General features: G+C 69.4%; 8 protein-coding genes. 1 reads left to right on the top strand and 7 read right to left on the bottom strand.

The features are described from left to right. Positions 1-25: 25 nt before the first annotated feature. Positions 26-427 carry a TraR/DksA C4-type zinc finger protein gene (locus JWQ91_RS00430; RefSeq protein WP_297779321.1) on the bottom strand — a complete coding sequence of 134 codons (402 nt, stop codon included), beginning with the start codon at positions 425-427 and terminating at the stop codon, positions 26-28. Positions 428-500: 73 nt separating this feature from the next. Here JWQ91_RS00430 and ileS point away from each other — a divergent pair, with 73 nt between their 5' ends. Continuing rightward, positions 501-3,659, top strand: coding sequence for an isoleucine--tRNA ligase (gene ileS, locus JWQ91_RS00425; RefSeq protein WP_297779324.1), 3,159 nt, complete (start codon positions 501-503; stop codon positions 3,657-3,659). A gap of 87 nt (positions 3,660-3,746) precedes the next feature. Here the strand turns inward: ileS and JWQ91_RS00420 are convergent, their stop codons facing one another. The 6 genes from JWQ91_RS00420 to JWQ91_RS00395 all read right to left on the bottom strand — a co-directional run. Then, a complete protein-coding gene (locus JWQ91_RS00420; protein ID WP_297779318.1) occupies positions 3,747-4,532 on the bottom strand; it encodes a DivIVA domain-containing protein in 786 nt (261 codons plus the stop codon). 124 nt (positions 4,533-4,656) lie between these two features. Next, positions 4,657-4,953, bottom strand: a complete 297-nt coding sequence (locus JWQ91_RS00415; protein ID WP_297779317.1) for a YggT family protein — start codon at positions 4,951-4,953, stop codon at positions 4,657-4,659. 4 nt (positions 4,954-4,957) lie between these two features. After that, on the bottom strand, positions 4,958-5,479 hold the full coding sequence (sepF, locus tag JWQ91_RS00410; RefSeq protein ID WP_366521340.1) for a cell division protein SepF: 522 nt from the start codon (positions 5,477-5,479) through the stop codon (positions 4,958-4,960). A 42-nt stretch (positions 5,480-5,521) separates the two neighbouring features. Then, positions 5,522-6,238 carry a YggS family pyridoxal phosphate-dependent enzyme gene (locus JWQ91_RS00405; RefSeq protein ID WP_297779312.1) on the bottom strand — a complete coding sequence of 239 codons (717 nt, stop codon included), beginning with the start codon at positions 6,236-6,238 and terminating at the stop codon, positions 5,522-5,524. After that, on the bottom strand, positions 6,235-6,966 hold the full coding sequence (locus JWQ91_RS00400; RefSeq protein ID WP_297779309.1) for a polyphenol oxidase family protein: 732 nt from the start codon (positions 6,964-6,966) through the stop codon (positions 6,235-6,237). The genes JWQ91_RS00405 and JWQ91_RS00400 overlap by 4 nt, the downstream gene beginning before the upstream one ends. Before the next feature lie 8 nt (positions 6,967-6,974). Then, positions 6,975-7,776, bottom strand: an 802-nt coding sequence (locus tag JWQ91_RS00395) for a cell division protein FtsZ (RefSeq protein ID WP_297779304.1), incomplete at its 5' end; no start/stop codon positions are given.

The raw sequence follows: 7,776 nt of genomic DNA, 5'->3' as shown, positions 1-7,776 counted from the left end.
GTCGCGCCGTGGTCGTCGCCAGGGCTCAGCGACGCTCCTCGCGCTGCTTGCATGTCATGCACAGTGTCGCACGCGGGAACGCCATCAAACGATTCTTGCCGATCGCCTCACCGCAGACCTCGCACTGGCCGTAGGTGCCCTTCTCCAGCCGGTCGAGCGCCTTCTCGGTCTGCAGGAGCAGCTCGCGCTGGTTGGCAGCGAGCGACATCTCGGCGTCCCGCTCGAGTCCCTTGGAGCCCACATCGGCCTGGTCGTTGCCCGCACCGTCGACCCCGTCACGGAGGAGGTCCTGGAGCTCGCGGGCCGAGTTGTCGAGCTCGCTGCGGAGCCTGATGAGATCGCCCTCGAGCTCGGTACGCACCGCCTTGGTCTCGGCAGCGGTCCAGGGTGTCTCATCGGCTCGCACCGCGAGCTTCGTGTTTGGCATGCGTGGAGATTAGACCCCTGCTTGAGCAAAGACAACTCGCACCGCCGCAGTCCCGGCCGCGGTCACCCGTAGAATTGAACGTGTGACTTCGCACGCGTCCTCTCGCCGTTCTTACCGCCCCGTACCCGCCCACGTCGATCTGCCGGTGCTGGAGCGCGAGATCCTCGACCTGTGGGCCGAGCAGGGCACCTTCGAGGCGAGCCTCGACACCCCCGCCGACGCGCCCCGCTGGACGTTCTACGAGGGCCCGCCGACCGCCAACGGCACCCCCGGCACGCACCACGTCGAGGCGCGCGTCTTCAAGGACGTGTTCCCGCGGTTCAAGACGATGCAGGGCTACCACGTCGACCGCAAGGCCGGCTGGGACTGCCACGGGCTGCCGGTCGAGATCGCGGTCGAGAAGGAGCTGGGCTTCAACGGCAAGCCCGACATCGAGGCCTACGGCATCGCCGAGTTCAATGCCAAGTGCCGTGAGGCGGTCGTCCGCAACGTCGACCTCTTCGAGGAGATGACCGAGCGGATGGGTTACTGGGTCGACATGACCGACCCCTACCGGACGATGGAGCCGGCGTACGTCCAGAGCGTCTGGTGGGCGCTGTCCACGATCTTCAAGAAGGGGCTGCTGACCGAGGACTTCCGGGTCGCCCCCTACTGCCCGCGCTGCGGCACGACGCTGTCGGACCACGAGCTCGCCCAGGGCTACGAGACCATCACGGACCCGTCGGTCTACGTCCGCTTCCCGCTGACGTCGGGCCCGCTCGCCGGCCGCGCGTCGATGCTGGTGTGGACCACGACGCCGTGGACCCTCGTCTCCAACACCGCCGTCGCGGTCAACCCCGAGTTCACCTACGTCCTGGCGACCGACGGCAACGAGACACTCCTCGTCGCCGAGACGCTGGTCGCGAAGGCGCTCGGCGAGGGCTGGACCGTGACCGGGGAGTCGTTCTCGGGCCGGGACATGGAGCGCTGGACCTACCAGCGCCCGTTCGAGCTCGTCGCCTTCCCGGAGCCGGCGCACTTCGTGGTGCTGGCCGACTACGTCACGGCCGAGGACGGCACCGGACTGGTGCACCAGTCCCCCGCGTTCGGTGCCGACGACATGGCCGTCTGCAAGGCGTACGACCTGCCCGTCGTCAACCCGATCACGCCCGACGGCCACTTCGAGGCCGACGTGCCGCTCGTCGGCGGGCAGTTCTTCAAGACCGCCGACCGCGCGCTCGCCGACGACCTCGCCGCGCGCGGGCTGATGTTCAACGAGCTGGCCTACGAGCACTCCTACCCGCACTGCTGGCGCTGCCACACGCCGTTGATGTACTACGCGCTCCCCGCGTGGTACATCCGCACCACCGCGATCAAGGACCGTCTCCTCGCCGAGAACGAGAAGACGAACTGGTTTCCCGAGACGATCAAGCACGGCCGCTACGGCGACTGGCTGACCAACAACATCGACTGGTCGCTGTCGCGCAGCCGCTACTGGGGCACGCCGCTGCCGATCTGGCGCAACGACGCCGACCCGTCCCGGCTCGTGTGCGTCGGGTCGCTCGCCGAGCTGTCCGAGCTGACCGGGCGCGACGTGTCCGACCTCGACCCGCACCGTCCCTACATCGACGAGATCACCTTCACCAAGGACGGCGAGGACGGCACCTACCGCCGGGTCCCCGACGTCATCGATGCGTGGTTCGACTCGGGCTCGATGCCATTCGCGCAGTGGGGCTACCCGCACGCGCCGGGCTCGAAGGAGAAGTTCGAGCAGGCCTACCCGGCCCAGTACATCTGCGAGGCGATCGACCAGACCCGCGGCTGGTTCTACTCGCTGATGGCCGTCGGCACCCTGGTGTTCGACGAGAGCTCCTACGAGAACGTCGTCTGCCTGGGCCACATCCTGGCCGAGGACGGCAAGAAGATGAGCAAGCACCTGGGCAACATCCTGCTGCCCATGCCGTTGATGGACGAGCACGGCGCCGACGCGCTGCGCTGGTTCATGGCCTGCTCCGGATCGCCGTGGGCGCCGCGGCGCATCGGCCACACCGCGCTGTCGGAGATCGTCCGCAAGGTGCTGCTGACCTACTGGAACACCACGGCGTTCCACGTCCTCTACGCGGGCGCCAACGACTGGACCCCCTCAAGCCCCGCGCCCGAGGTCGCCGACCGGCCCGCGATGGACCGCTGGATCCTCGGCGAGGCCCACCGGCTGGTGCAGCAGGTCACCGACGCGCTGGAGGAGTTCGACACGCAGCGCGCCGGCGCGCAGCTCGCGGCCTACGTCGACCTGCTGTCCAACTGGTACGTCCGCCGCTCGCGGCGGCGCTTCTGGGCCGGTGACGCCTCGGCGCTCGCGACCCTGCACGAGACGCTGCACCTCGTGACGCTGCTGATGGCGCCGTTGACCCCGTTCATCACCGAGCGGGTGTGGCAGGACCTGTTCGCCGCGACGTCCGACGAGCTGCCGGCGTCGGTGCACCTCGCCGAGTGGCCCGTGGCCGACGCGTCCCTGGTCGACGACGACCTCGACGCGCAGATGCGGGTCGCCCGCCGCGTCGTCGAGCTGGGGCGGGCGGCGCGTGCCGAGGCCAAGGCCAAGACCCGCCAGCCGCTGCGTCGCGCCGTCATCGGCTCCCGCGCCCATGGCTTGCTGAGCGAGGAGCTGCGCGCGCAGATCGCCGAGGAGCTCAACGTCCGCTCGCTGGAGTCCTTCGAGACCACCGGCGATCTCGTCGACCACTCGGCGAAGGGCAACTTCCGCAACCTCGGCAAGCGGTTCGGCAAGCAGACCCCGCAGGTCGCCGGTGCCATCGCCGCGACCGACGCGACCCGGCTGGCGGCCGAGATCGCCGCCGCCGGCTCCGCCACGGTCGAGGTCGACGGCGAGGCCCTCACGGTCGGCGCCGACGACGTCATCATCACGGAGCACCCGCGCGAGGGCTGGTCGGTCGTCAACGACCAGGGCGAGACCGTCGCGCTCGACCTCGAGCTCGACGACGAGCTCCGCCAGGCGGGCCTGGCCCGCGAGGCCATCCGTGCGATTCAGGAGGCCCGCAAGACCTCCGGTCTCGACGTCAGCGACCGGATCCTCCTGGCCTGGTCGGCCGACAGCCCGGTCGCCGACGCGCTGCGGGCGCACGGGGACCTGATCGCCGACGAGGTGCTGGCCACGTCCATCACCGAGTCGGCCGACGCGACGGCGCTGCGCGACGACGAGCTGGGCCTGTCCTTCACGATCACGAAGGCCTGACCTCCGCCCCCACCGGGACGTACGCACACGAAGAACGGCCCGCCTCCTCGGAGGCGGGCCGTTCGATCGTGCGGGTCGTGCAGGTGCTCAGTAGCTCTCGTCGTCGCCCAGCAGCGAGCGGAGACGGCGCGGAGCCGCGTCTGCCGGTGCCTGGACGGGCGTCGAGCTGGTCGTGCTCTCGTTGGCCGCGAGCTGGTCGAGCTGGCTCTGGAAGTAGTTCTTGAGCCGTGCACGGTACTCACGCTCGTACGCCCGGAGGTGCTCGACCTCGCGCTGGATCTCGTACCGCTCCCGCTCGATCGTGGCGACGGCCTGGGTGCGACGCTCGTTGGTCTCGTCGTCGAGCTTCTGCGCGCGGATGCGGGCATCGGTCTCGAGGCGATCAGCCTTGCCACGTGCCTCGTTGACCATCCGCTCCGCCTTGGTGCGCGCCTCTCCGACGATGCGGTCGGCCTCTTCCTTCGCCTGGTCCATGAGCTGGTCGGCGTTGGTCGAGGCGATCTCGAGCAGACGAGCCGCGGCGGACGACGCATCGCCCATCGACGGGCGGGCCGGCGGGGCAGCGACGGGGGCCGCTGCGACGGGCTCCGGCTTGGGCTCGGGCTCGGGCTCCGGCTCGGGGGCCTTGACAGGCTCCTGAACCGCAGGGGTCGGTGGGGTGGGCGCCGACGAGACGGCCGGGATCAGACCGGTCGGCTCGCCAGTGGATGCGGCGGCTACCTTGGCGCGAAGTTCTTCGTTCTCGACCGTCAGACGCTCGAGCTCTGCCTCGACCTCGTCGAGGAACTGGTCTACTTCGCCCATGTCATAGCCTTCGCGAAGACGGACTGGCGTAAAACGCTTGTTACGCACGTCCTCTGGCGTCAGTGGCATGAGTACACCTCGGGTTTCGGGGTAGTCCTGGGGACTCTGAGCCTCCACCGTACTCGGTCCCGGTTCACTTCTGCCACAGGCGTCGCCGTGGCGACATGTGCCGGTCGCCACGCCCCCTGAGGGGTCAGAAGAAAATGCCGGCGACGATCGCCCGAAGGATGAACAGGGCGATCAGGAGGATCATCGGGGACAGGTCCAGCATCACCGCTCCGAGGCGGATCGGCGGGATGACTCCGCGCACGACACGCAGCGGTGGGTCGGTCACGGAGTAGAGGCCCTCGCACAGGACGAGGACGAATCCACGCGGCCGCCAGCTCCGGGCCAGGAGCTGGACCCAGTCGAGGACGAACCGCGCGATGAGGATGATGATTGCTACCAGGAGGACGGTATCGAGGATCCCGCCGATGGTCTCAGATGTCATCCCGTCAGCTCTGGTTGTAGAAGCCGCCGGCAGCGATGCGCTGCTTGTCCTCGTCCGTCACCGTGATGTTCTCGGGCGACAGGAGGAAGACCTTGGCGGTGACACGGTTGATCGAGCCGTGGACGGCGAACACCAGTCCGGCGGCGAAGTCGACGAGACGCTTGGCGTCGTCGTCGTCGATCTCGGAGAGATTCATGATCACCGGGACGCCGGAGCGGTAGTGCTCCCCGACCGTGCGGGCGTCGTTGTAGGTGCGGGGCGTGACGGTCTCGATGCGGGCGAGGTCGGAGGCGTTCGACGCCCGGCGCTCCGGCCGCTCAGCCCGCTCGACTCGTTCGGCCCGTTCGGGACGTCGACGGTCATCGATGCTGGCGACCGGGGCAGGACGCACGACGGCGGGCTGGCGGGTGACCGGCTGCCGTCCCGCGGGCTCGGGCGCATCGAGGTCGTCGTCGAACTCGTCGTCAAAGTCTGCCTGCTCGACGAGACCGAGGTATTCGCCGACCTTACGCATTGCGCCAGCCATGAGAACTCCGTGTGTTCGATTTCGTAAATGACAAGACTGAGATTACCCGGTGGAGGGACGCTCACCGAGTATCGAACGCCCGATGCGCAGGTGTGTCGCGCCGGCCGCGATCGCGGCTTCGAAGTCGCCGCTCATGCCGGCCGACACGATCGAGGCCCCCGGGTGCTCGCGCTGCAGCTCTTCGGAGAGGTTCACGAGGTGCTCGAAGTGGGGCGCGGGATCGTCTGCGAGCGGGGCCACCGTCATGAGTCCGCCCACCGTCAGACCGGCCGCCCCGGCGATGGCCACAGCCAGCTCGGGAATGTCTGCGGGGACGGCGCCGGCGCGGCCAGGGTCGGTCGCGTCGAAATCGACCTGGATCAAGCACTCGAGGGTGCGTTCGGCCGCCACGGCACCGCGCGACAGCGAGTTGACGAGCTTGACCCGGTCGACGCTGTGCACGACGTCTGCGTAGCGCGCGACCGCCCCGGCCTTGTTGGTCTGCAGCCCGCCGAGGAAGTGCATGCGAGGTGGCTCGATGCCGTCGACGAGCCCCAGGCTCCCCACCTCGTCGAGCTTGAGCTGCGCCTCGGGGTGGCGGTTCTCTCCCACGTCGGTCACGCCGAGCTCGGCGAGCAGCACGACGTCGGAGGCCGGATAGGTCTTCGTGACGACGACCAGACAGATGTCGTCCCGGTCTCGACCCGCTGCCGCACAGGCCGCGGCGATGCGCTGCTCGGTCTCGGCGAGGCCCGCGGCCAGCTCGTCACGGCGGCTCATGCGCGGATCACCGCGAGCGCGCCGAACCGGCCGGAGTCCTGCCCCTGCCGCCGGTAGGAGAAGAAGCGGTCGTCCTCGATCGTGCAGACGTCGGCGCCGATGTCGACGTACGACACGTCGAGGTCGCGCAGCTGCGCCGCGACGCCGGCTCCGACGTCGACCGCCGGTGTGCCCCACGACGTCGTCGACCGCGCCTCGGGCACCACTGCGGCCACGGCGTCGGCCATCTCTTCCGGCAGCTCGTAGCACCGGCCGCATGCACGCGGGCCGATACGAGCGGCGACGGACATCGCGCCCTGAGCGCGGAATGCGGACACTGCGGCCGCCACGACGCCCTTGACCAGTCCATCGCGTCCGCAGTGGACGACGCCGGCCACGGGCTGGTCGAGACCCACCAGCACCACGGGGGTGCAGTCGGCCACCCGCACCAGCACGCCCACGCCGACCTGGTTGGTGATCAAGGCGTCACCCACCGGGACCTCGCCGGCGTCGTCGGCGCGCACGTCATTCGTGCGCACGACCTCGACGCCGTGCACCTGCGTCATGCGCACGAGCCGGTCGACGCCGACCGCCGCTGCCAACGCAGCCAGGTTGCGCTGCACGACCTGCGGATCGTCACCGTTGGACGTCCCGAGATTCAGCGAGGACCACGGGCCCTGGCTGCATCCACCGGCCCGATCCGTGAACGCGACGTCGACCCGTCCGATCGTCTCGCGGTGGAAGAACACCCCCGCCGTCAGCGCAGGAAGTCGGGCACGTCGAGGTCGTCGCCGTAGTCGGTCGGCACCGGATCGGCCGGAACCGTGACGTTGCCGGCCCCGTCGTTGACCCGGCGATCCTGCGACACCCGGGGCGCATCGAGGTAGGGATCAGGCTTCAGGTAGGTCTCGGCGGTGGGAGGCGCCGAGGCCGCTGGTGGAGCGGGAGGCGCCTCCTTGAGCAGCGCTGGCTTGGTGGCATCGCGAAGCATCGGCTCGCCACCGTCGAATCCCGCGGCGATGACCGTCACCCGCACCTCGTCGCCGAGGGCATCGTCGATCACGGCGCCGAAGATGATGTTGGCGTCGGGGTGCACCGCGTCGGCGACCAGACCGGCGGCCTCGTTGATCTCGAACAGGCCGAGGTCGGAGCCACCCGCGATCGAGAGCAGCACGCCCCTCGCGCCTTCGATCGACGCCTCGAGCAGTGGGCTCGACACGGCACTCTCGGCGGCGACCGCGGCACGGTGCTCACCGCGCGCCGACCCGATGCCCATGAGGGCCGAGCCGGCGTCCGACATGACGGATTTGACGTCGGCGAAGTCGAGGTTGATCAGGCCCGGCGTCGTGATGAGGTCGGTGATGCCCGAGACGCCCTGGTGCAGCACCTGGTCGGCCTGGCGGAACGAGTCGAGCAGGCTCACGTTGGGATCGCTGATCGAGAGCAGACGATCGTTGGGAATCACGATGAGGGTGTCGACCTCGTCGCGCAGCGCCTGGATGCCGGCGTCGGCCTGGCCCGAACGGTTGCGGCCCTCGAACTTGAACGGACGGGTCACG

It is taken from the genome of Aeromicrobium sp. (assembly GCF_025965075.1).
In the GTDB taxonomy this organism is placed as follows: Bacteria; Actinomycetota; Actinomycetes; order Propionibacteriales; family Nocardioidaceae; genus Aeromicrobium.
This window is presented reverse-complemented; position numbering and strand designations above follow the sequence as displayed.

What these genes read in the sequence shown, in the direction of transcription:
- JWQ91_RS00430 (WP_297779321.1), bottom strand. Translation starts at nt 427, where the DNA reads ATGCCAAACACGAAGCTCGCGGTGCGAGCCGATGAGACACCCTGGACC.
- JWQ91_RS00420 (WP_297779318.1), bottom strand. Translation starts at nt 4,532, where the DNA reads ATGCCACTGACGCCAGAGGACGTGCGTAACAAGCGTTTTACGCCAGTC.
- JWQ91_RS00415 (WP_297779317.1), bottom strand. Translation starts at nt 4,953, where the DNA reads ATGACATCTGAGACCATCGGCGGGATCCTCGATACCGTCCTCCTGGTA.
- sepF (WP_366521340.1), bottom strand. Translation starts at nt 5,479, where the DNA reads ATGGCTGGCGCAATGCGTAAGGTCGGCGAATACCTCGGTCTCGTCGAG.
- JWQ91_RS00405 (WP_297779312.1), bottom strand. Translation starts at nt 6,238, where the DNA reads ATGAGCCGCCGTGACGAGCTGGCCGCGGGCCTCGCCGAGACCGAGCAG.